General features: G+C 58.9%; 21 protein-coding genes and 1 riboswitch. Of the genes, 10 read left to right on the forward strand and 11 right to left on the reverse strand.

Annotation, left to right across the window (positions count from 1 at the left end; all coding sequences use genetic code 11):
- Positions 1–201: 201 nt before the first annotated feature.
- Entirely contained in the window at positions 202–759 is a 558-nt protein-coding gene (locus AAY24_RS09610; protein WP_046859501.1) for a thioredoxin family protein, read from the reverse strand.
- Between the two features lie 272 nt (positions 760–1,031).
- Here AAY24_RS09610 and metK point away from each other — a divergent pair, with 272 nt between their 5' ends.
- The 8 genes from metK (at position 1,032) to AAY24_RS09650 (ending at position 9,600) form a co-directional block, all read left to right on the forward strand.
- Positions 1,032–2,204 carry a methionine adenosyltransferase gene (gene metK, locus AAY24_RS09615; protein WP_046859502.1) on the forward strand — a complete coding sequence of 391 codons (1,173 nt, stop codon included), beginning with the start codon at positions 1,032–1,034 and terminating at the stop codon, positions 2,202–2,204.
- Between the two features lie 69 nt (positions 2,205–2,273).
- A riboswitch (S-adenosyl-L-homocysteine riboswitch) is annotated at positions 2,274–2,352 on the forward strand.
- 13 nt (positions 2,353–2,365) lie between these two features.
- Positions 2,366–3,781 carry an adenosylhomocysteinase gene (ahcY, locus tag AAY24_RS09620; protein ID WP_046859503.1) on the forward strand — a complete coding sequence of 472 codons (1,416 nt, stop codon included), beginning with the start codon at positions 2,366–2,368 and terminating at the stop codon, positions 3,779–3,781.
- A 121-nt stretch (positions 3,782–3,902) separates the two neighbouring features.
- A complete protein-coding gene (gene metF, locus AAY24_RS09625) occupies positions 3,903–4,760 on the forward strand; it encodes a methylenetetrahydrofolate reductase [NAD(P)H] (RefSeq protein ID WP_046859504.1) in 858 nt (285 codons plus the stop codon).
- A 193-nt stretch (positions 4,761–4,953) separates the two neighbouring features.
- A complete protein-coding gene (locus AAY24_RS09630; protein ID WP_199930333.1) occupies positions 4,954–6,075 on the forward strand; it encodes a hypothetical protein in 1,122 nt (373 codons plus the stop codon).
- Between the two features lie 50 nt (positions 6,076–6,125).
- Positions 6,126–7,478 (forward strand): adenosylmethionine--8-amino-7-oxononanoate transaminase, encoded by a 1,353-nt coding sequence (locus tag AAY24_RS09635; protein WP_046859505.1) that lies wholly within the window; start codon positions 6,126–6,128, stop codon positions 7,476–7,478.
- A gap of 1 nt (position 7,479) precedes the next feature.
- Entirely contained in the window at positions 7,480–8,214 is a 735-nt protein-coding gene (locus tag AAY24_RS09640) for a 16S rRNA (uracil(1498)-N(3))-methyltransferase (RefSeq protein ID WP_046859506.1), read from the forward strand.
- Between the two features lie 115 nt (positions 8,215–8,329).
- Positions 8,330–9,262, forward strand: coding sequence for a LysR substrate-binding domain-containing protein (locus AAY24_RS09645; RefSeq protein WP_046859507.1), 933 nt, complete (start codon positions 8,330–8,332; stop codon positions 9,260–9,262).
- A gap of 134 nt (positions 9,263–9,396) precedes the next feature.
- Entirely contained in the window at positions 9,397–9,600 is a 204-nt protein-coding gene (locus AAY24_RS09650; protein WP_046859508.1) for a DUF2061 domain-containing protein, read from the forward strand.
- A gap of 240 nt (positions 9,601–9,840) precedes the next feature.
- On the opposite strand, the gene AAY24_RS18910 is transcribed toward AAY24_RS09650, so the two are convergent.
- Positions 9,841–10,113, reverse strand: coding sequence for an energy transducer TonB (locus AAY24_RS18910; RefSeq protein ID WP_199930334.1), 273 nt, complete (start codon positions 10,111–10,113; stop codon positions 9,841–9,843).
- A 112-nt stretch (positions 10,114–10,225) separates the two neighbouring features.
- Here AAY24_RS18910 and AAY24_RS19195 point away from each other — a divergent pair, with 112 nt between their 5' ends.
- Complete coding sequence (locus tag AAY24_RS19195; protein ID WP_199930335.1) at positions 10,226–10,747, forward strand: hypothetical protein; 522 nt, start codon at positions 10,226–10,228, stop codon at positions 10,745–10,747.
- A 52-nt stretch (positions 10,748–10,799) separates the two neighbouring features.
- On the opposite strand, the gene AAY24_RS09660 is transcribed toward AAY24_RS19195, so the two are convergent.
- The 8 genes from AAY24_RS09660 to AAY24_RS09695 form a co-directional block, all read right to left on the reverse strand.
- Entirely contained in the window at positions 10,800–11,204 is a 405-nt protein-coding gene (locus AAY24_RS09660; RefSeq protein WP_046859510.1) for an ExbD/TolR family protein, read from the reverse strand.
- A 2-nt stretch (positions 11,205–11,206) separates the two neighbouring features.
- Positions 11,207–11,665, reverse strand: coding sequence for an ExbD/TolR family protein (locus AAY24_RS09665; protein WP_046859511.1), 459 nt, complete (start codon positions 11,663–11,665; stop codon positions 11,207–11,209).
- Entirely contained in the window at positions 11,640–12,380 is a 741-nt protein-coding gene (locus AAY24_RS09670) for a MotA/TolQ/ExbB proton channel family protein (RefSeq protein ID WP_046861179.1), read from the reverse strand. The genes AAY24_RS09665 and AAY24_RS09670 overlap by 26 nt, the downstream gene beginning before the upstream one ends.
- A gap of 241 nt (positions 12,381–12,621) precedes the next feature.
- Positions 12,622–13,389 carry an ABC transporter ATP-binding protein gene (locus AAY24_RS09675; protein ID WP_046859512.1) on the reverse strand — a complete coding sequence of 256 codons (768 nt, stop codon included), beginning with the start codon at positions 13,387–13,389 and terminating at the stop codon, positions 12,622–12,624.
- The gene (locus AAY24_RS09680) at positions 13,386–14,438 is read right to left on the reverse strand and encodes a FecCD family ABC transporter permease (RefSeq protein ID WP_046859513.1); all 1,053 of its coding nucleotides are present in this window, start codon (positions 14,436–14,438) and stop codon (positions 13,386–13,388) included. Before AAY24_RS09680 ends, AAY24_RS09675 begins: the two co-directional genes overlap by 4 nt.
- Positions 14,435–14,746, reverse strand: coding sequence for a DUF2218 domain-containing protein (locus AAY24_RS09685; RefSeq protein ID WP_046859514.1), 312 nt, complete (start codon positions 14,744–14,746; stop codon positions 14,435–14,437). The genes AAY24_RS09680 and AAY24_RS09685 overlap by 4 nt, the downstream gene beginning before the upstream one ends.
- Before the next feature lie 6 nt (positions 14,747–14,752).
- Complete coding sequence (locus AAY24_RS09690; RefSeq protein ID WP_046859515.1) at positions 14,753–15,865, reverse strand: ABC transporter substrate-binding protein; 1,113 nt, start codon at positions 15,863–15,865, stop codon at positions 14,753–14,755.
- Between the two features lie 25 nt (positions 15,866–15,890).
- Positions 15,891–17,930, reverse strand: a complete 2,040-nt coding sequence (locus tag AAY24_RS09695) for a TonB-dependent receptor domain-containing protein (RefSeq protein WP_199930336.1) — start codon at positions 17,928–17,930, stop codon at positions 15,891–15,893.
- 247 nt (positions 17,931–18,177) lie between these two features.
- Here AAY24_RS09695 and AAY24_RS09700 point away from each other — a divergent pair, with 247 nt between their 5' ends.
- Positions 18,178–19,128: a helix-turn-helix transcriptional regulator gene (locus tag AAY24_RS09700; protein WP_046859517.1), complete on the forward strand. Its 951-nt coding sequence runs from the start codon at positions 18,178–18,180 to the stop codon at positions 19,126–19,128.
- Positions 19,129–19,179: 51 nt separating this feature from the next.
- Here AAY24_RS09700 and ttcA read toward each other — a convergent pair whose 3' ends face one another.
- A complete protein-coding gene (ttcA, locus tag AAY24_RS09705; RefSeq protein ID WP_046859518.1) occupies positions 19,180–20,043 on the reverse strand; it encodes a tRNA 2-thiocytidine(32) synthetase TtcA in 864 nt (287 codons plus the stop codon).
- Positions 20,044–20,091 lie beyond the last annotated feature (48 nt).

Here is a 20,091-nt window from a genome sequence, read left to right on the forward strand (position 1 = left end):
GAGGCGTTGCCTGATAAATTTTTTAACTGTACTGATCCGGTCATATGCCCGGCACCGGGTGGATCATTCTTGCGCCATCATCTGCGCGGGGCAAGCCAGATCCGCTTATAGGGGTAAAAACAGTGCCCCGATTTAATCGCAATATATTGATTTATTTATATTTAATAAAAACAAAAAATGGACGAACCGTACCTGTCCCGGTTACTGGTCCCGCCATTTTATCGAACAGCCAATGCTGGGGATCTGCTCCTCCGGACCCGCTCCGGTCATGGCGACCTGGCGCATTGCCTCATACAGTTCACGCCGCACATCCTCCGGTGCAGCCGCCTTGCCACTGGCATCCAGTCGCCCACGGTACTGCAACCGGAGATCAGCGTTATAGCCAAAAAAATCGGGTGTACAGACAGCCCCGTACTGCTTGGCCACGGACTGGCTCTCATCCAACAGGTAGGGGAACGGGAAGCGGTACTGCTGCGCAACCCTGACCATGTTCTCAAAAGAATCCTCTTCGTAGAGGGTCGGGTCATTCGACATGATCGCCACCGAGTTAACCCCCAACTCCTTCAGTTCTGCTGTGTCACGGACAATCCGTTCCCGTATCGCCTGGACGTAAGGGCAGTGATTACAGATAAACATCACCAGCAGCCCGTTCTCCCCCCGGCAATCCGCCAGGGTCCACTGTTTTCCGTCCACGCCGGGGAGATTAAAATCAATCGCCGGCAATCCGAAATCGCATACCGGAGTCTGCAGGGAAACCATACCGCACCCTCCCATTCAGAGGCGCAAAATCAAAGGAACATAATCCTACCTTAAAAGAATGACAAGATTGATATAAAATTCTTATGGAAGTCATTACCGTGGATTAATTGACATTGGTTGGGGCTGCGGCTACCGTAGGACGGCGCCAATTTGACTCAGATTGCGGGCGCTCTACAAATGCAGCTAAAGCGAGGGAACAGTTATAAGGATTACTGTAAACCCGTCTTTAGCACTCGCTGGACGGGTTTTTTATTTTCCGGAAGACATACTTTATGAGTGATTATATCTTTACCTCCGAATCGGTCTCTGAAGGCCACCCCGACAAAGTCGCAGACCAGATCTCCGACGCGGTGCTGGACGAGATCCTGGCCCGGGATCCGGACCCGGAACACGCCCGGGTGGCCTGTGAAACCATGATCAAAACCGGTGCTGTTATTGTGGCCGGCGAAATCACCACCAACGCCTGGGTCGATCTGGATGATCTGGTGCGCAAGGTGATCTGTGATATCGGCTACACCAGTTCGGACGTGGGCTTTGATGGCAGCACCTGCGCGGTCATGTCCCTGATCGGCAAACAGTCCAGCAACATCGCCCAGGGCGTGGACCGTAAGGCACCGGAGGAGCAGGGGGCCGGCGATCAGGGCCTGATGTTCGGCTATGCCACCAATGAAACCGATGTATTGATGCCCGCCCCCATCACCTATGCCCACCGGCTGGTGGAGCGCCAATCGGAGATGCGCAAGAAGCGGGTACTGCCCTGGCTGCGTCCCGACGCCAAGAGCCAGGTAACCCTGCGCTATGAGAACGATGTGGTCACCGGTATCGACGCCGTGGTGCTCTCCACCCAGCACGACCCGGATATCAAGCAGAGTGATCTGATTGAGGCGGTGATGGAGAACATCCTGCAGCCGGTACTGCCCAAGGCGTGGCTGGACAAGTGCCCGCAGGAGAAGATCCACATCAATCCCACCGGCTCCTTTGTGATCGGTGGCCCGGTGGGGGATTGCGGCCTGACCGGACGCAAGATTATCGTCGACACCTACGGTGGCGCGGCGCGCCATGGTGGTGGCGCCTTCTCCGGCAAGGACCCCTCCAAGGTGGACCGTTCAGCTGCCTACGCGGGGCGCTACGTGGCAAAAAACATCGTGGCGGCAGGCTTGGCCGACCGTTGTGAGATCCAGGTCTCCTACGCCATTGGCGTGGCCGAGCCCACTTCCATCTCGATTGAGACCTTCGGTACCGCCAAGATCGATGAGGCGAAGATCGCCCAGCTGGTGCGTGATCACTTCGATCTGCGCCCCTACGGCATTCTGCAGATGCTGGACCTGGTCAAGCCCATCTATCGGAAGACAGCCGCCTACGGCCACTTCGGCCGGGAAGAACCGGAGTTTACCTGGGAACGGACAGACAAGGCCGAGGCACTGCGCGCCGACGCCGGGTTATGACCTGCAGCACGCTGGCATGGGAAACCAACCATTCAGCCTGCAAACAGTAGAGTGAGATAACGTAATACCCCTCCCGAGAAGCGCTGCAACAGGGTCACCTGCCAGGCTCGGGAGTGGGAACATGGGTAATGAACGGCGCTTGGTTTTTTCGGAGACTAAACATGAACGCCGTAGTGGACAACAACTTTAACGACTACAAGATCGCCGACATCTCCCTGGCCCAGTGGGGCCACAAGGAGATCGCCATCGCCTATACGGAAATGCCGGGCCTGGTGGCCCTGCAGGAGAAGTATGGCGACAGCAAACCCCTCAAAGGTGCACGCATTGCCGGCAGCCTGCACATGACTATCCAGACCGCCGTACTGATCGAGACCCTGATCAAGCTGGGGGCCGAGGTTCGCTGGGCCTCCTGCAACATCTTCTCCACCCAGGATCATGCCGCAGCCGCCATTGCCGACCAGCAGATCCCGGTGTTTGCCTACAAGGGCGAGAGCCTGGAGGAGTACTGGGCCTACACCCACAAGATCATGGAGTGGCACGATGGCGGCACACCCAACATGATCCTGGATGATGGCGGCGACGCCACCCTGCTGCTGATCCTGGGCAGCAAGGCGGAGCAGGATATCAGCGTGCTGGACAACCCGGGCAGCGAAGAGGAGCGGGTACTGTACGCTGCGATCCGTGAACACCTGGCCATCCAGTCCGACTGGTACTCCAGTAAAATGAAGAACATCAAGGGCGTTACCGAGGAGACCACTACCGGGGTACACCGGCTCTATCAGATGCAGGAGCGGGGCGAGCTGCCCTTCCCCGCCATCAACGTCAACGATTCGGTAACCAAGTCCAAGTTCGACAACCTGTACGGCTGTCGGGAATCCCTGGTGGACGGTATCAAACGGGCCACCGACGTGATGATCGCCGGCAAGATCGCCCTGGTACTGGGCTATGGCGACGTGGGCAAGGGCTGCGCCCAATCCCTGAAAGGGCTCGGTGCCACTGTCTGGGTCAGCGAGATCGATCCGATCTGCGCCCTGCAGGCGGCCATGGAGGGGTTCCGGGTGGTGAACATGGACGAGGTGTGCAACCAGGCCGATATCTTTGTCACCACCACCGGTAACTACCACGTGATCCAGCACGATCACATGGCGCGAATGAAAGACCAGGCCATCGTCTGCAACATTGGTCACTTCGATAACGAGATAGACGTCGCCAGCCTGGAGCAGTACCAGTGGGAGAACATCAAGCCCCAGGTGGATCACATCATCTTCCCGGACGGCAAGCGGATCATCCTGCTGGCCAAGGGCCGGCTGGTGAACCTGGGTTGCGCCACCGGCCACCCCAGCTTCGTGATGTCCAACAGCTTCACCAACCAGACCCTGGCCCAGATGGAGATCTGGAATCACACCGGCGAATATGAAAACCGGGTCTACACCCTGCCGAAAAAGCTGGATGAAGAGGTGGCCCGCCTGCACCTGGAGAAGATCGGCGTCAAGCTGACCACCCTGACCCAGGAACAGGCCGACTATATCGGCGTACCGGTAGAGGGGCCCTACAAGCCCGATCACTACCGCTACTGATCCCCGTTTGACCCGGGTCCCGACCTGACGGTGGGACCCGGCCATTGTCCCATTCATTGCCCCCATACCGGATAGCAGTTTGTTACCGGTATGGGCGCTATTCACAGATCAATAGAAGCCGATGCATTCACAACAGACTGATCAAAAACTGTTCAGTTTCGAACTCTTCCCGCCCAAGAGCGAGGAGGGGATGGAGAAGCTGAAAACCCAGGTAAAAAAACTTGCGCGGATCAATCCGCTCTATGTCTCCGTCACTTTCGGGGCCGGCGGATCGACCCAGCAGCGCACCTTCCAGAGCGTCGAGTGGCTGGTTACCGAAGGAATCGAGGCGGCCCCCCACATCTCCTGCGTCAGCAGCAGTGAGGTCGAGATCGTGGAGATGCTGACCCGCTATAGAGCACAGGGCATCCGTCGACTGGTTGCCCTGCGCGGTGACCTGCCCTCGGGCACCGGCATGAGTGGCCGGGGTGAACTCAACTACGCCAACGAACTGGTGGCACTGATCCGGCGCGAGTTCGGGGACTATTTCCATATCGAAGTGGCCGCCTATCCCGAGTTCCACCCCCAGGCTGCCAATGCCCGGGTTGACCTGGAGAACTTCAAGCGCAAGGTGGCGGCCGGAGCGAACGGCGCCATCACCCAGTACTTCTACAACGCGGACGCCTACTTCCGTTTTGTCGACAGCTGTAAAGAACTGGCGATCCAGATCCCCATCGTGCCGGGTATCATGCCGATCACCAACTACAGCAATCTGAGCCGCTTCTCCGATGCCTGTGGTGCGGAGATACCGCGCTGGATACGCAAGCGCCTGGAGTCCTATGCCGATGACGTGGAGAGTATCCGCGCCTTTGGCGTAGACGTGGTCAGCGAGCTGTGCCAGCGCCTGCTGGATCAGGGCGCCCCCGGACTGCACTTCTACACCATGAACCAGTCGGCGGCGACCCTGAAGATCTGGGACAATCTCAACCTGCCGGAGTAATTCCGCCGGCGGGCTGCGGCGCTGATCCGTTTAACTGTGTCGGGTGGGCGAACCGGTCCACCCGACCAATCTGCCGCTCAAGCATCCAGCCAATCCCGCCGGTGGTACCGGGAGCGTTCACGCACAATCCGATATAATCAACAGCCCGACCGCACCCGCTGCGGCACACACATGGGCCATATAGGGAGTGCCGGTGAAACTGCACCCGTTGCTGATCGTTCTGCTGTTAACTACCCTGGTGGGATTCGCCTCGGGGCTGCTGCTGCCCCAGCTGCTCCCGTTGCGGCCATCCGCACCACTGCACCTGATCTTCGCCCTGGGCATTATGCCGCTGATCATGGGCGCCATGACCTATTTCGTACCGGTACTGACCCGTACCCGGACAGCTGAACCCCGGGCTCTGGCGCCGGCCCTGTTGGCGCTCGCCGCCGGTCTGCTGCTCAGCTTCAGCCTGTTCTTCTCCTTTTCCCTCTATCCGCTGGCCGCGCTGCTGGGACTGGTAGCCGCCGGCTGGCTGAGTTTATGGATATTGCAACGCAAACGACAGACTCTGGGCCGCCCCCATCCGGGGCTGCTCTGGTATCAACTGGCGCTGCTGGCCCTGATAGGGGGACTGCTCGCCATCCTGGCTGCCTTTTTCCTGCCGGAGCAGTGGGGACCGTTGCGACGCCTGCACCTGCACCTGAATCTCCTGGGATTTGTCGGTCTCACCGCCCTGGGTACCCTGCGGGTGCTGCTCCCCACCACCGGCGGGTACAGCGACCCCGACGCGGGTCCCTGGCTGATGCAGCAATGGCCCTGGATGGTGGCGGGCACACTGCTGATTGCGGCGGGAGCCGCCTGGTCACCGGCCGCAGCCCTGCTTGGCGTGCTGCTTTGGCTGCTGCCGCTGGCCCGACTGCTTAAATCACTGCTGGTGACCCATCGCAGCACTGTCTGGCGCTCCCATGGCGCTGTTACATCCCTGGCCGGTGCCGTGCTGGGTCTGCTGGTGATTCTGCTCAGCGGTGCAGCCCACGCAGAGGGCTGGCTCCCGCCGACCAACACCACCCACGCCTTTATTCCGCTGTTTCTGCTGCCTCTGGTGAGCGGCGCAGCAACCCATCTGTTGCCACTCTGGCTCAGCACCAGCAACAAGCAGCGGGAACAGTCGCTCCGATCACGGCTGGGGCGTTACAGTGCAGTGCGGGCAACACTATTCCTGCTGGGCGGTCTGTTCATCCTGGCCGGCCAGGGTTGGGGCCTGGTTCCGGTGCTGTTGGCGCTGGCCCAGTTCCTCGTCACGGTACTCCTCTCTCTGCGCCCCAATTATTGAGTGCAACTGTTATCATCCCCCCTCACGAATGCGGATCAGGTAAAAATGATATGAGTAACAATCAGCAAATCACCCGGCGCGATCTCTCGGTGCTCTGGCACCCCTGCACCCAGATGAAGGATCACGAATGGCTGCCCATGATTCCGATCCGGCGCGGCGAAGGGGTCTGGCTGGAGGACTTTGACGGCAACCGCTATATCGATGCGGTCAGCTCCTGGTGGGTCAACCTGTTCGGCCACGCCAACCCCCGCATCAACGCCGCCCTGAAAGCCCAGGTGGATCAGCTGGAACACGTGATGCTGGCCGGATTCTCCCACGAGCCAGCCATACAGCTGGCGGAAAAACTGGTCGAGCTCACTCCGCCGGGGATGGAGCGCTGCTTCTACGTGGATAACGGCTCCTCGGCTATCGAGGCAGCCCTGAAAATGAGCTACCACAGCTGGCGCAATCAGGGTTACAAGGGCAAGCACCGTTTCGTCACCCTCTCCAACAGCTATCACGGGGAGACCCTCGGGGCCCTGGCGGTGGGTGACGTATCACTCTACAAGGAGACATACGAACCGCTGCTGATGGAGGTGTTTACCGCCCCCTCCCCGGACTGTTTCGACCGGGAAGCGGGCGAGTCCTGGGAGGATTACTCGGTCCGTCGCTTTGCCGACATGGAGGCGCTGCTGGCTGAGCACCATAAAGAGATCAGTGCCGTGATTGTGGAGCCACTGGTGCAGTGCGCCGGCGGCATGCGCATGTATCATCCAACCTATCTGAAACTGCTGCGGGAGGCGTGCGATCGTTATCAGGTGCACCTGATCGCCGACGAGATCGCGGTAGGATTCGGCCGTACCGGCACTCTGTTCGCCTGTGAACAGGCCCAGATCAGCCCGGACTTTCTCTGCCTTTCCAAAGGGCTGACCGCCGGGTACCTGCCCCTCTCCCTGGTGCTGACCAGCGAGTCTGTCTACCAGAGCTTTTACGACAACTACGAAAACCTGACCGCCTTTCTGCACTCCCACAGCTACACCGGCAACCCGCTCGGTTGTGCCGTGGCGCTGGCCAGCCTGGAGATTTTTGACCAGGATCAGGTGATCGAAAACAACCGCCAACTGGCGCGGGTGATGGCGGAAGCAACCGCCCACCTGAACGATCACCCCCACGTGGCGGAGGTACGTCAACACGGCATGATCCTGGCCATCGAGATGGTAAAGGACAAGGCCAGCCGCACGCCCTTCCCCTGGCAGGAGCGGCGCGGCCTGCGGGTCTACCAGCACGCCCTCAGCCAGGGCGCCCTGCTCCGCCCACTGGGTAATGTCACCTATTTCATGCCCCCCTATGTAATCACTCCGGAGCAGATTCGGGAGCTGGCACGGATCGCCACCGAGGGCATCGATCTGGCCACCCGGGACTGATATGCAACGGCATCGCATCTACACCAGCCAGCCCCTGCAACCGGGCAACCGCATCATGCTGGAGGAGGGCCCCACCCGACACCTGGTCCAGGTACTGCGCTTGAAGACGGGAGCAGAGATCATCCTGTTCAACGGCGATGGCCATGACTACAGCGCCCACCTGGGAGAGACATCCCGACGCAGCAGCTACGCAGAGGTGCAGCAGCGCCTGGAACCCGCCGAGGCGCCGGCTTGTTTACAGATCCATCTGGCCATCGGTATCTCCAAAGGCGAACGGATGGACTTCGCCATCCAGAAAGCCGTGGAACTGGGGGTTGCTGAAATCACCCCGTTGATCACCGAACGCTGCCAGGTACGGTTGCCGAGCGAACGACAGGCAAAACGGCTGCAGCATTGGCGACAGGTGATCATCGCCGCCTGCGAGCAGTCGGGCCGACGCCGCATCCCCAGCCTCAATCCGGTGCAGGAGCTGCATAGCTGGCTTGGCGTTGCCAACACAGCGGACGGGCTACTACTGGATCATCGGGCCGACCGGGCCCTGCATGAACTGCCGCCACCGGGAGAAGCCGTGACCCTGTTGGTGGGGCCCGAGGGGGGGCTGTCAGCAACGGAACGCACACAGGCCACCACAAACGGATTCTCCGGTCTGCGTCTGGGTCCCCGGGTGTTGCGTACCGAGACCGCACCACTGGCGGCCATCGCGGCCATCCAGACCCAGTGGGGCGATTTCCGCTGATCCCACTGGGGCGCCCCCATCGCCGCCCGGTTATAGGCCCCTCCGGGGATAACCGATTGATCGTCCCTACCAGTGGGATATACTCGGAATCATCGTTTTCAGCGATGGCCATGCCATGAACCTGCGGGATCTGAAATACATCATTGCGGTGGCCGAAACCCGGCACTTCGGCCGGGCGGCAGAGCGCTGCTTCGTCAGCCAGCCCACACTCAGCGGCCAGCTCAGGAAGCTTGAGGAGGAGTTGGGAGTCACCCTGTTCGAACGCAACAACCGCCATGTGCAGATCACCCCGGTGGGGGAGGAGATACTGGACCATGCACGGCAGATCATGGAGCAGGCAGAGGCGATCCAGCAGGTATCCCAGCGCCACCAGGATCCACTGGCCGGTCCCCTGCGCATCGGCGCCATTCCCACCCTCAGTCCCTACCTGATGCCGCTGCTCCTGATGCCGCTGAAAACACGCTACCCCCAGATACAGCTGGTGCTGTCCGAAGAGTTGACCGATACCCTGCTACAGCGCCTGCAGCGGCATGAGATCGACGCCGCCCTGCTGGCCACCCCGGCGGGTTCACCCGACCTGGAGACCTGGCCACTGTTCAAGGAGCCGTTCTGGGTTGCCTATCCCCGCAATCACCCGTTCTACACCCGGGAAAAGATCACCCAGCAGGACCTGGACAAGGAGAATCTGCTGCTGCTCTCCGAGGGTCACTGTCTGGCGGACCAGGCGATGGCGGTATGCCGTCTGCAACAGCGCCAGGCGGAGGGCAACCTGGCGGATCTGCGCGCTGCCAGTCTGGAGACCCTGATCCAGCTGGTCGGTGCCGGTTACGGTATCACCCTGATTCCCGCCCTGGCGATGCGCAGCTCCTGGATCAGTGGCAGCGGGGTGGTGGCCCAGCCGCTCGAGGCCGGAAACGCCTACCGACAGGTGGCCCTGATCTATCGCCACAGTTTTCCACGACTGGCAGCGCTACAGGCCCTGGCCACGGTGATACTGGACAACCTCCCCAATACCGTGGATCGAATCCGCCCCTCCAGCACGGCCTGACACCCCGGGGCTAATAACCTCATCTATAGGTATTAGCTATCATACAGATAGTAACTAACGATTTTACCTATTTACCGTCAAGCTGGATAATCCTTCCATCACCAGGAAATACCGGATGCCGGAAGGAACAAACCATGACCAAGACAATCACTTTTGCCGCAGTGCACTTCAGCGTCGCCTTCTCGGTCGCTTACCTGATGACCGGCAGCGCCCTGTTGGGGGGAGCGATCGCGTTGATCGAACCGGCCATCAATACCGTCGCTTATCACTTTCACGAGCTGTTTTGGGAACATCGGCAAAACCGCCCACTTTTTTCACAGCACCCCGAATTTAACTGAATCCACCGGAGTAAAGGCGTGTTTGAACATTACCAAGGCAAAAGCGGCATCGACGGAGAGTACGCCGGTGGATCGGAAGTCCTTGAGGCCTGCCTGGGCCAGTTGAAAGTGGCCTGATCCGTCGGCCCGACACCGGGGAGCGGCCTGTATAGCGGGTCGCTCCCCACTCTACCTGTTTAAACCTGGCGCTCCCGGGAACCGCCAGCAAATAGAAATACTGTTCCTCTGTTCGGAAACCTGTCAGCGGAGTGCAAATTCCACCGGCACCACCAGTTCCAACCGGGAACCTGTCAGTGTCGCCGGCATGGGCGGCAAAGGCTGGGCCCGTTTGATCATCTCACTCACTTCCCGGTCCAGCAGCGCATAACCTGAACTCTTGCGTATCTCATAATGCAGGACCTGTCCCTGCCGATTCATGACAAAATAGAGCATGACCACACCTTGCTGGTGCCGGCGCCGCGCCCGTCTCGGATACTCCTTGTGCCGTTCCAGCCAGCTCTGCAGGATCAGCATATAGTCTTTGGAACGGCCGACCTGACCACCCCCGGGACTGTTGTCACCCCGATCAGCTCCTCCACTTTCATTGGTCGCCCCATCTGCAACCGGCCCGGACACTGCCTGGGTTTTGGATTGGCTGTCTGCCCCGGTATTCGATGGAGATCGGGAGAGTGCCTCAGGTACGGACGATGATGTCTGTTCCGGCTTCGGTTCCGGTTTCGATACCGGTTTCGGCTTCGGTTCCGGCTTCGGTTCCGGCTTCGGTTCCGGCTTCGGCTTCGGCTTCGGCTTCGGCTCCGGCTCCGGCTTCGGCTTCGGCTCCGGCTTCGGCTTCGGCTTCGGCTTCGGCTTCGGCTTCGGCTTCGGCTCCGGCTCCGGCTCCGGCTTCGGCTCCGGCTTCGGCTTCGGCTTCGGCTTCGGCTCCGGCTTCGGCTTCGGCTTCGGCTTCGGCTCCGGCTTCGGCTCCGGCTCCGGCTCCTGTCCGGCAGTCGATTCGACTGCTGTTGTCTGCCCATTCTCCCTCGATGGTACGCTTGCCGCTGTACCACCCGGGGGACCAAGACCGATCTCTATGCCGCCCACGCCCGTATTGGCCGCCACAGCCGGAGCAGGCGGACGCCACAGAATCAGCACCAGCAGGCCCAGATAGAGGAGCAGTGTGACGCCCCCTCCCAACAGCCAGTGACGACTCCGCAACCGGGTCATTGGTCAGCCTGCAGGGTGATCAGGAACAGCTTCTCCACACCGGCCTGATGAAGCTGCTCCATGAACTTAACAACACGGTTGCCGGGAACAGCGGCATCGGCCTTGAGTTGTACCCGCAAACCGGGTTCCGCCTGGAGAGCCAGTTCCACCTGATGCAGCAGCGCGGCTTCATCCATAACCCTGCCCTGCAGCGCCATCTGACCATCACCAGCGAGCAACAGGCGCAAGCTCTCCTGTTCCGGCGTACCTTGACTGGTGGATTCCGGCGCGCTGACATCCAACGGCTCACTGACGCTGAGGCTGCCGGCAATCATGAAAAAAATCAGCAGCAGAAACACCACATTGATCAGCGGCAGTATGCTGGCCTCACTGTTGTCTGGGGAACGTTGTTCAAAATGCATTCTCAACTACCCGCCACACCCGCTGGTGGAGTGGACCAGTTGCCGTCACGGATCAGGCGGAAGCGCGTAATTCCAGCCAGTTTGAACTGATCAAGCAGCTTCACCACCGACTGCAGACGGGTCTCTCCTATCGGCATCACTTGGATAAACAGCGTCGGGTCCGCTTCCATCTGTCGCTGCAGGAGTGGTATCAGCTCCCGGATGGAAATCTGCTCACCATTCAGCCGGATTGTTACATCGCTGACACTCAGTAACAGGGATTCCCGGCTGCGCTCCCCAGAGCCAGTCGTCGATGATCCGGTGGTGGCGACCGTGATGGCACGCCATTCGAGAAAGCTCGAGGACAACATAAAAAACACCAACAGGATAAAAACCACGTCGATCAGTGGTGTCAGGCTGATGATGCCCCTGCGCCGCCCCTCTCCTTGGCTGAAACTAGGCTGTCTGGATGGCGTCTGCATGGGATTCGGTGATCGCTGGGCGCCGTAACACAGGTCGCGCCGGTTCCGGCACGGAATCCTGTTTTACAGCGACAGGCTGGGACAGCTCTTCGGTAAAGATCTGGGTAACCAGGTTATCCATCTCATGGGCCAGGTGATCGATACGCCGCTCCAGCCAGTTCAGCATGGCCACCGCGGGTATTGCCACACAGAGGCCAACCGCCGTGGTCAGCAGGGCCTCCCAGATACCGCCGGACAGGATCGCAGGGTTCACCTGGTTACCGGCAGCTTCCAGCTGTTGGAACGCCTTGATCATCCCCAGCACCGTACCCAGCAGACCCAGCAGTGGTGCCAGTGAGCCGATCACTTCCAGTGGTCGGAATCCCCGCCTGAGTTGGAAAAGAATATCGCTGCCGCAGCGTAATACCTCTTCCCGCACCCGCTCCTCCGGCAGTGCGGATTGCCGGCCATGTATCGCCTGCGCCACCACCCTGGCAACGGGATTGGAACAGCCGTCCAGATGCTCCAGGGCCTGCTCCCGATCCCCGCTACGCCAAGCTGAAACGGCGCGCATCGCCGGTCGGATGTTTCCGATACGAAGCGCCCTGAACTGGATCAGTTTCATCACCACGATCAACAACGCCACAAATGACATCATCACCAGGATGGTGACCACCGGACCACCAATCTCCAACAGGGACTGTGCCCGCTCCAGCAGGCCGGGCAGTGGCTCCATACCGGATGCCGGATCCACACCCAACCCCGGACCATCTGGCAAGGGGGTCGGCCCGTCCATAGGTATCTGCGGTTGCAGGCCGTTCCCCTGCATCAGGCCCTGCCCCGTTTTCTGGACTGAATCTTTCATCACAATCACCTCAACAGACATTGCGTGGTTCCGGCATTCCCGTTACAGCGGATTTTGCCGAACCCGAATAATTGGATTGGACTACCGGTTCCATCAGGTACCGGCAGTTGCCCTAGATTCTGGCCCCGACCATATAGACACCATCTCTGGAACGTTGCAGTTCGATGTCCACGCCATAGGTACGGGCCAGTTCCGAGGAGCAGAGCACATCGTCAGTGGCACCCGAGGCCACCACCCGTCCCTCTTCCATCAATAAAATATGGTCCGCAAAGCGGGCCGCCAGGTTCAGATCGTGCATTGCGGCAATGGTGACAGCTTCCCGCTCCCGGGTGATCTCCCGCAGCGTCTGCATCACCTCCAACTGATGCCGCAGATCGAGCGCACTGGTCGGCTCATCCAGCAGAAACAGGCGGCCCCGACGCACCATGGCCTGGCACAGGGCCACCATCTGCTGCTGCCCACCGGACAGCTCGGCGATATAACGCTCCGCCAGGTGCTGAATTCCAAAACGCAGCAGCAAGTGGGACACGGCACTCACGTCGTCGTCATGGACACGCCAGTCCTGCAGCTGTTTCCGTGCCAGCAGAACCACTTCAAAAACTGTTAAAGCAGCATTGCTGGAAAAACTCTGCGGCATATAGCAGACATCACGGATCAGCTCTGCCCGTGTCGCCGCGTGCAGATCATTTCCGGCCAGCAACACCTGGCCAGCCTGTGGTTGCTGCAAGCCGGCAACACAACGAAAAAAGGTGGATTTACCCGCTGCATTGGGTCCCAACAGAGCGGTCAGTCTGCCGACCGGCAGGTCGCCGGTATTCACCGACCGCAGTACCGGCTTATCCGGATAACCAAAGGTCAGCCTCTCTACCCGTAACGTCATGACCAGTTCCTGCGCCGTATTGACAGTATCAGGCTGATGAAGAACGGCACCCCGATCAACGATGTCACGATACCCACCGGGTAGATAACCCCGGGCGTTACCGATTTACTGATCAGGGATGTCAGGGACATCATCAGCCCACCAGCCAGCATGGACATGGGTAGGAAGTAACGTTGATCCTCCCCGACCAGCAGTCGGGCAATATGGGGGCCCACCAGGCCGACAAATCCGATCGTCCCGACAAACGCCACCGCAGTGGCGGCCAGCAGCGAAACCGCGACCAACACCTGCATACGCAGACGCTGGATATCAATCCCCAGGGCTGCAGCACGGTCATCGCCCAGGCGCAATGCGGTGAGCATCCAGCTCCGGTAGATAAAAAATGGCAATACCAGCCCCATGACCAGGCCGCAGATGGCCAGTTTTTCCCAGGTTGCCCGTGACAGGGAGCCCATCATCCAGAATACAATCTGCATCAACTGGGCATCGTTTGCGGTGTACTGCAACAGCCCCAGCAGGGCGTTGAAAGTGAACAGCAGTGCAATACCGATCAATACCATGGTTTCACTGGAGGCACCACGCAGCCGGGTGAACAGATACAACAGATAGGCCGTTAACAGGGCGAACAAAAATGCGTTCACACTGATCAGTGCGCTATGACCGAACGGCAATAGTTCCACCCCGAACACGATTGCCAGCGCCGCCCCGAAAGCAGCTGCAGAAGATATACCCAACGTAAATGGCTCCGCCAGGGGGTTATTCAGAATGGTCTGCATCTCCGCACCGGAAGCACCCAGCATCACCCCCACTGCCACCGCCATCAGTGCCACAGGGAGACGCAGGTCCCAGATCACCACCTTCAGTTGGGTACCCTGAGATTCGGCACTGAACAGTACCGACAGCACCTGATCAATGGGATAGTTGCCCGGACCGCTGGCCACATCCAGCGTCAGGCTCAACAACAGTGCGACAGAAACCAGCACCAGCAACAGCAGTCGATTGCGGGATCGTTTGCGATACCGGATGCCAACCAGAGCCTCAGTGGTCACGACTGTGCTCCCACGACAACCGAGTCGGCCGCACACCAGTTCATATCCCCATCATCAAATGCCGAAAAACGCACCACATGGGTGGTGATGATCGTCTTCACCGTCTCAAGCGAAGCGCTATCCCCGGCGTGCACCACAAACATCAGCAGGTCATCTTCAACCGACATGCTGCAACTACCCTGCAGGAAAGCGACGCTGGCCTGATTACCAACACGCTCGACTTCAACTTTGCGTGCAAAGTGCTTACAGAGGGAATCGAAGTACGCTTGACTCTTATCGGCCCGCAGGCTCAGATTGGCTGATAGCATGGAGTATTAATCCCGTGTAATGGCGTAAACGCCGTTCAGATCGACAGGCTGGAATCCGCGCAGCAGTTCCTGCAGCAACTGCTCCGGTTGCAGATCCTCAAACAACTTGGGATGCAGCCATTGGGCAATCTTCTGCAGGGCATAGATGTTTAACGGAGAGTTGTAGAAATGGTGCCATAAGCCGTGTGCACGATGGTTTTGCATGGCCGGCAGACCGGCAAAACCATCCCGTGTCAACATCGCTTCCAGGGAGTGGCGCGCACTCTCCCGGTCACTGCCGGCGCCCAATACAATATGGCGATAACGCTGGTCCGGCACCGCCTGGCCGACAGCCGTACCGATATACACCTCCGGTGCAGTCGCAATCACATGTTCCATGCTCAACTGCCCGGTCGGTCCGGACAGCAGGCCTCGGGCCACGTTACACCCCCCGGCCGCATCGATCATGTCAGCAAACATCCCGCTGGCGATCGTCAGGCAACAGGGCTGTTCCAGGTCCACCCGAACCTCCAGCAGCACCGAAGGACACTGTTCCGGCGGTGATGATTTCAGGCGGTCAATGACCCTGTGCAACTCCTGCTGGTAACGCTGGGCAAACTCCCGGCCACGTTGATCAAGCCCCAGAACCCGGGCAACTATCTCCACACTACGGGCTGTATGCTCAAGGGGCTTCTGGCGAAAGTCGATGAACACTACCTTGATACCGGCTGCCTCCAGCCGCTCAACAATATGGCGGGAACGAACCCCGGGTCCATGGCCCTGAAGACCGAAGATAGCCACCTCCGGTTGGGCCAGAATCGCCTGCTCTATACTGACCGTCTGCTCCGATGTCTGACCAAAAGTGGCCACCTGATCGATTTCGGGAAACGCCTCCCGGTAACGGCTGAAGCCGGTCGGATCAAAACGCCGGAATTCATTCATCATGCCGACCACCCGGGACAGGGGTTGCTCCACTCCGAGAACACCCAGCACCGCCAGGAACCGTCCTTCACCGAGGATAATTCTTTCCGCGGGGGCCTCCAGAACCACCGTACGACCGGCAATGTCGGTGATGCGAATTTCCGCACCAGCCGGCAGAGCCAGTAAACATAAAACACTCAACCACAGATACTTGAACATGATTTGCCCTGCGTTTTACGCCGAATCAGAATCGGTAGCTGGCATACAACCTGAAGTTGCGTCCAGGTTCGGGCAAGCCATAAGGGTCTGTTGTGCTGTCACGCGAATAGTAAGTACCCTGGTCGTAATAGAATTTGTCGAACAGGTTATTAATGGCGATGCCGACGCTCAGCTGGTCATTGGGCTGCCACTGGGCGAACAGGTCATGGACCCCGTAGCCGGCCTTCTCATCCTGTCCGGCCTGGACATCGGTCAGGCGTTCGACAAAACGGGCATCCCAACCCAGTACGATAGTGGCGCTGTAGTCGTACTCCAGGCCCAGGGTCCAGCTTCGTCCGTAGGCGGTACCCAGACCCATATCACCACTGGAGAGCGGCTGTCCGCCAATTTCCGGTTTGCTGTGTGCCACACCGAGATTGATCGACACATCATCCATGTAGTAGGCCATACGTAATGCGTAGCCCTTAACCTTCACATCATCCACGTAGCTGTAGCGGGTGGTTGAAGAGGTGTACTGCGCATGCTCGATGGTCTGCCGGTAGAGTTCACCGCTCGCCGCAAAATCTCCTGCCCGGTATTTGAAGCCCAGTTCCACATTGTCAGACTCCTCCGCCTGCAGGGCACCGACCGTGAAGCCGGGGAGCACCACACTGCTGTTGGGACCGGTGTAGCTGGACAGTGTGCCACCTGTCGGGGGGAACTCCAGGAAGAACACCTCGGGACTGCTCACCCCCTTGAATGCCCGGGCATAGCCGACGCTTAGTTCCAGGGCGTCGGTCACATCGAAACTCAGGGTGGCGTTCGGGCTCACACCACTGTCGCTGATATTCAGACCATTGTTATCGGTATAGTCGTAATCATCGTAGCGGACGCCGGTGCTCAGGCGCAGGTTGTCAAAAATCTGCAGATCAGCCTGCAGAAACAGGGCGTGGATATCGGTCTCTTCATCATTAAAGCCGTTCACCACCGGGTTGACCAGATAGGCGGTATCCGTGCGGTACTCATATCCATATTCGAACTGATGCGCCCCCAGTCTGCTGATATTACGCAGGTCGAAACCCAGGCTCTTCACACCGCCACCGTGGTAATCGCCATTGTAATAGTCGGCGGTTGGGAATGGCGGAGCCGGTGGCCAGGCTGCCGCCCACAGGTCGCCCCGTTTCTGAATCGTGCTGTCGTTGTGATACAGGGTTGCCGACAGATCCACCAGCTCACTGTTCGGGTTATATCCGTATTTCCCGATCCAGGATTGGCGCTCGGTTCGCTGATCCACCGGCAGGTTGGGATAGATCGGATGAAACAGCGCCCCCATGTTGGCCCGGGAGTAGCGCCGCCCTTCATCGAGATAGTTCTCGTAACTGAGGGATACATAATGGTTGTCTGCCAGATTACCGCTAAGCTTCAGCAGAAAATCCTGCTGCAGCTGCTTGGTTTCGGAGGCCCGGTTACCATCACCGGCTTTATAGTCTTTAGTCGACTTCAGGTGCGTACCGCTCACCAGCACCCCAAAATCCTCAGTTAACAGACCATAGGCACTCGCATGTTTTTTCCAGGCGCTGTTGTTGCTGGAGAACCCGCCCTTGATCAGTGCACCGGCGGTTTCACCCGGAGCCAGCATATCCGCCGCATCCTTGAGCTGAAAGTGAATGGCGCCACCCAGGGCCCCGGCACCATCTGCCGCGTTACCGGCGCCGGCTTTGACCACTACGTTTTTGATCAATTCCGGCTCTACATTGACCCGCCCCTGGTGGTGGTACAGATAACCGGCCTGGGTCGCACCATCAATGGTTACATTCAGCAACGTATCTTCCAGACCACGCACGTAGATTTTCTGTGCAACAGGTGCCCCGCCACCCACGGTGATTGATGGGTCGTGACCCAACAGATCCTCCAGATCGGACGCCTGGCGGGCCTCGATCATGTCATCGGTAACAGCGACATTGAAACCCTCTTCCGCCTGGCCAAGCACACGTACCACATCGAGCATCTGCACTTCATCGGCTTGATCGGCAACAACCAGGCCGGACGGTGCCAACAGCGCCAACAGGATGCTACTTCTCAGCAATGAACACCGCTGCCGGCCAGGTTGGCTCATCAAACGATTAACCTGTTTCAGTTGTCGCACTCCGTCCATTACTCGTTCGTATTGCATTGTTATCACCCAAAATGGCTGCACTCAGCCTGAACTGTTGAAAATCTGTGAGATGCATATGATAATGATTCTCAACTGTATTTGCTTTTGAGCAAAGTTCAATGCGTTTTGAGAAAACACCAAACGGACCCGGTTGCGGTCCGACTGATCGAGTTAAGTCATGAGAGAGCTACACCCACTTCGGAATAGAGACCCAGCCCATCCGATCGACCACGGCACGTCGGTCATCGACTATATCGAGGGCAGATGCTCCTTCAGCAATCTTGGTCTGGATCTCAGCATCCATACCAATGACAGCCTGGAAAGACTGACCGGCCATCAACAGTTCTCCATTCCACCCAAAATAACGGTCGCCCTGATGCTGGAGGGCGACCTGGAAGCCACTATAAATGGCCACCCGGTCTACATGACGAGTCACGACGGCCCCAGTGGATACCTCTGGATAAACAGCCGGGAGGCCAGGCTGGATCGTTGGACCCGAGCCGGCCAGCGAATACGCAAGATAAACATCAGCCTGCCCTTTGCCCAGTTATTGCAGTTCGTGGATCTATCCGAAACCTGTCTGGTAAACCTGTCGGATGAAGCGCTTGCCGACGTGCAGTTACTGAGGTGGAAGCCCAATGCCCAATCCCTGCGTTTCGCAGAGGAGATTTTCGCTTCCGATCTGGAACATTCCGCTATCGGCAGGCTGACCGGCGGGATGGCTGCCCTGGGACTATTACGCCAGGCCCTGATGCAGAGTGAACCGGATAGCCCGGATACACAGGGGCAGACACTTAATTCACGGGATGCGAAAAGAGCCCGTATGCTGCGGGACTTCATTCTGGAGCATATTGAAGAGACATTAAGCGTGGAGACACTGGCCAGGAACAGCAGCATGAGCCCCAGCACCCTGCAGCGCCTGTTCAAACGGGCTTATGGATCTACCATCATGGAGTTTATCCGGACCCGCCGGCTGGAACAGGCCCGACAGAAACTGCTGGAGGATGGAATTACCGTGGGAGAAGCGGCCCATTGCGCCGGCTACTCGAGTACCGCAAATTTCTCTACGGCATTTCAACGGGCATTCGGATATCCACCCTCGGCCTGTATCGGGAAGTCCGGCAAGTAGCCCCGCCCACGACAACAGCTTCTGTGGGACAGATCGGGCTCTGTTTCGCGCTTACCTGATCAGCCCGGGACCGGCAATCTGGGGTGGATCGAACACTGTATCCCCTTCGCCTATGTCGCCGCCGGGATTGTTGAAGTCGTACAATCCGGTATCCGCCAGATGGGACGGCACCACGCTGGTCAGGGCGGTGAAGATGTTAGCGGTACGGCCCGGATACTGCTGCTCCCACTCCGCCAGCATCTGTTTGATCTGCTTACGTTGCAGATTCTCCTGGGAGCCACAGAGATTACAGGGAATAATGGGGAATTCCCGGGCTCGGCTGTAGCGGGCGATATCCTTCTCCGCGCAGTAGGCCAGCGGTCGGATCACCACATGCCGACCATCGTCGGTATGCAGCTTTGGCGGCATCGCCTTGAGCTTGGCGCCAAAAAACATGTTCAGGAACAGGGTCTCCACTATATCGTCCCGATGATGGCCCAGGGCGATCTTGGTGATTTCCAGCTCACTGGCTACCCGGTAGATAATGCCACGCCGCAGGCGGGAACAGAGCGAACAGGTGGTTTTTCCCACCGGTATCTTCTCCCGCACCACCGAGTAGGTGTCCTCCTCCACAATCCGGTACTCCACACCCAGGCGCTGCAGATATTCCGGCAGCACCTCGGCCGGAAAACCGGGTTGTTTCTGGTCCAGATTCATGGCGATCAAGGTGAAGTCGATCGGCGCCCGGGCCTTCAGGGTCAACAGAATATCCAGCAGAGTGTAGGAATCTTTCCCGCCGCTGAGACAGACCATGACCCGGTCGCCCTCCTCGATCATATTGAAATCACCGATCGCCTTGCCGACCTCACGCTCCAGCCGTTTTTTCAATTTATTGAAATTATTGGAGCTTCTGGTCTTTTCCGGGAGTGCTGACATGGGATTGATCGCAGTGGGGGAGCAAAACCGAGGATATTATACGGGCAG

Source organism: Sedimenticola thiotaurini (genome assembly GCF_001007875.1).
Lineage (GTDB): Bacteria > Pseudomonadota > Gammaproteobacteria > Chromatiales > Chromatiaceae > Sedimenticola > Sedimenticola thiotaurini.

Excerpts from the sequence above, each read along its gene's own strand:
- AAY24_RS09675 (WP_046859512.1), bottom strand. The coding sequence starts at position 13,389 with ATGACGTTACGGGTAGAGAGGCTGACCTTTGGTTATCCGGATAAGCCG.
- ahcY (WP_046859503.1), top strand. The coding sequence starts at position 2,366 with ATGAACGCCGTAGTGGACAACAACTTTAACGACTACAAGATCGCCGAC.
- AAY24_RS09660 (WP_046859510.1), bottom strand. The coding sequence starts at position 11,204 with ATGCATTTTGAACAACGTTCCCCAGACAACAGTGAGGCCAGCATACTG.
- AAY24_RS09650 (WP_046859508.1), top strand. The coding sequence starts at position 9,397 with ATGACCAAGACAATCACTTTTGCCGCAGTGCACTTCAGCGTCGCCTTC.
- AAY24_RS09700 (WP_046859517.1), top strand. The coding sequence starts at position 18,178 with ATGAGAGAGCTACACCCACTTCGGAATAGAGACCCAGCCCATCCGATC.
- metK (WP_046859502.1), top strand. The coding sequence starts at position 1,032 with ATGAGTGATTATATCTTTACCTCCGAATCGGTCTCTGAAGGCCACCCC.
- metF (WP_046859504.1), top strand. The coding sequence starts at position 3,903 with ATGCATTCACAACAGACTGATCAAAAACTGTTCAGTTTCGAACTCTTC.
- AAY24_RS09645 (WP_046859507.1), top strand. The coding sequence starts at position 8,330 with ATGAACCTGCGGGATCTGAAATACATCATTGCGGTGGCCGAAACCCGG.
- AAY24_RS09635 (WP_046859505.1), top strand. The coding sequence starts at position 6,126 with ATGAGTAACAATCAGCAAATCACCCGGCGCGATCTCTCGGTGCTCTGG.
- AAY24_RS09690 (WP_046859515.1), bottom strand. The coding sequence starts at position 15,865 with ATGTTCAAGTATCTGTGGTTGAGTGTTTTATGTTTACTGGCTCTGCCG.
- AAY24_RS18910 (WP_199930334.1), bottom strand. The coding sequence starts at position 10,113 with ATGCTGATCCTGCAGAGCTGGCTGGAACGGCACAAGGAGTATCCGAGA.
- AAY24_RS09610 (WP_046859501.1), bottom strand. The coding sequence starts at position 759 with ATGGTTTCCCTGCAGACTCCGGTATGCGATTTCGGATTGCCGGCGATT.
- AAY24_RS09665 (WP_046859511.1), bottom strand. The coding sequence starts at position 11,665 with ATGCAGACGCCATCCAGACAGCCTAGTTTCAGCCAAGGAGAGGGGCGG.
- AAY24_RS09670 (WP_046861179.1), bottom strand. The coding sequence starts at position 12,380 with ATGGAGCCACTGCCCGGCCTGCTGGAGCGGGCACAGTCCCTGTTGGAG.
- AAY24_RS09685 (WP_046859514.1), bottom strand. The coding sequence starts at position 14,746 with ATGCTATCAGCCAATCTGAGCCTGCGGGCCGATAAGAGTCAAGCGTAC.
- AAY24_RS09640 (WP_046859506.1), top strand. The coding sequence starts at position 7,480 with ATGCAACGGCATCGCATCTACACCAGCCAGCCCCTGCAACCGGGCAAC.
- ttcA (WP_046859518.1), bottom strand. The coding sequence starts at position 20,043 with ATGTCAGCACTCCCGGAAAAGACCAGAAGCTCCAATAATTTCAATAAA.